The sequence below is a fragment of the Bradyrhizobium pachyrhizi genome (assembly GCF_001189245.1).
In the GTDB taxonomy this organism is placed as follows: Bacteria; Pseudomonadota; Alphaproteobacteria; order Rhizobiales; family Xanthobacteraceae; genus Bradyrhizobium; species Bradyrhizobium pachyrhizi.
Window position 1 is genome coordinate 321,741 of record NZ_LFIQ01000114.1, and the last position, 1,858, is coordinate 323,598.

Below are 1,858 nucleotides of genomic sequence, written 5' to 3' on the forward strand. Positions count from 1 at the left end.
CCATCGCGGTCGCTTCCGCCGCGCGGTCGTCGCCGAACACCCTTGCCAGATGCGGGTCGAGCCAGTCCGGATAATCGCCCGCGACATGCGCCGGCGCATCCCTGAGCGAGCGCGAGGCCAATGCGGCCTCCTCGGTCGCGGTCAGCGGATCCGGCGCGAACCGGCCGCCGTCGCACAGCGCCTGGATCGTGGCGATGTCCATGCCGCGTTCGAGCTTGAGCATGCCGAGCACGCGCGACCGCGCGCTGGCGTCATCCATCAAATAGGCGGCGGAGGATTGCCGGCGCAGCACGTCCCAGATCAGACCGGAGATCGCGGCGCGATCGCCGGAGCCGGCATAACGGTGCGCGGTACCCCATTCCTTCAGCGCTTTCGCCGCGGGAATGCGCTGTGCGTCGATGGTGGCGATCAGCTCGATCGCGGCGGAAAGCCGGGCAGCGGGGGTCATTGATCTCTTTCGGTTGGGCGCATCAGATCAGCAGCAGCAGTCTGAGCGCGAAATACAGCCACATGGCTGCCAGCACCAGCGCGCCGGCGAACCAGACGAGCGAGCGCGGCCGCACGTCGTTGGAGGTGACGAACACGCCGGCATGGGCAAACCGCGTCACCACGAACACCCAGGACATCAGCACGATGAACAGATCGGCACGGCGCAGCGGCAGCGCAATAGCGATCAGGACATAGAACAGGATCGGCAGCTCGAACTGGTTGGCGAAGCAGTTGCCGAACTTGGTGGCCTGGGCCGGCCAGTTCGGCTCGCGCAGCGCGATGTCGGCGATCTTGGTCTCGCCGCTCGTCAGCGCCCTCGTGCGCCTCGTCGCCATGGCGAACAACAGCGCGAAGGTGAGCCCGATCTGGATGAAGACCGGTAGCAGAACCATTTGAACCGACATCAAAATCTCCCTCAGCCGCGGGCGCCCGCCGCCCTCTTAGCCGCCACTCGCGCCCAACACAATGAAGCGTGCGCGGTAACCCGTTGAACCGTGATCCGAGCCCGGGTGACCAACTCCCAGGACCAATGGCGGTTTCAGCCCCTCACGGTTGACGCGATGCGCACCATCTCCCCGATCCTCGACGACGCGGCCCGGGCAGCGGCGTGCTCGGCATGGTGACGGCAAGGCTCGTTGCGTCGGTGCGGCAACTGGCGATCCAGCGACCGTGCCAAGGCGCAAAACCAAACAAAACATCAAACAACGCATCAAACAGAGCATCGAACAAGACGGCGAAATCGTCATCGTTCCGACTTCGCGCCGACCTATGCTCCGGCCGAAAGGAGCGATGCATGCCCCAATTTCGCCTGACACAGATCTCCGACACCCATCTCGCGCGCCGCTTCAAGCCGCTGATCGACAACTTTCATCGCGTCAGCGAGCACATCCACGCGACGCGTCCCGATCTCGTGCTCAACTCCGGCGACGTCTCGTTCGACGGCCCGACCAGCCGCGACGACCTCGCGTTCGCAAAGGAGCTGCACAACGCGCTGCCGGTCGATTGCCTCTATCTGCCCGGCAATCACGACATCGGCGACAATCCGACCGCGGTCGGCGCGCCACCGACGCAACCGCCGACCGATGAGACGCGCGGCGCCTTCATCTCGGTGCTCGGCGAGGACCGCTGGCATTTCGACGCTGCCGGCTGGTGCTTCATCGGGCTGAATTCGCTGATCATGAACACCGGCCTCGACAGCGAGGCCGAGCAGTTCGACTGGCTCGCAGGCGTGCTCGACAAGGCCGTCGGCAGGCCGGTCGCGCTGTTCCTGCACAAGCCGCTCTATCTCGACCTGCCCTACGATGCCGAGCGCGCCGAGACCGCGATCCGCTTCGTCCCGCAGCCGGCGCGGCGCCGCCTGATCGAGATG

At 65.8% G+C, this 1,858-nt stretch carries 2 protein-coding genes and 1 pseudogene; 1 reads left to right on the forward strand and 2 read right to left on the reverse strand.

Annotated features, from left to right (window positions below; all coding sequences use genetic code 11):
* A pseudogene (locus AKL29_RS45770) lies at window positions 1-448 on the reverse strand (MFS transporter); the annotation flags it as partial.
* A gap of 22 nt (window positions 449-470) precedes the next feature.
* Window positions 471-893, reverse strand: coding sequence for an MAPEG family protein (locus AKL29_RS30665; RefSeq protein WP_028335052.1), 423 nt, complete (start codon window positions 891-893; stop codon window positions 471-473).
* A 389-nt stretch (window positions 894-1,282) separates the two neighbouring features.
* Between AKL29_RS30665 and AKL29_RS30670 the strand changes: the two genes are divergently transcribed.
* Window positions 1,283-1,858 (forward strand): metallophosphoesterase family protein (locus AKL29_RS30670; protein WP_244482506.1); only part of this gene is annotated, 576 nt, incomplete at its 3' end.

Coding starts and splice junctions, on each gene's coding strand:
- AKL29_RS30665 (WP_028335052.1), bottom strand. CDS start 893: ATGTCGGTTCAAATGGTTCTGCTACCGGTCTTCATCCAGATCGGGCTC.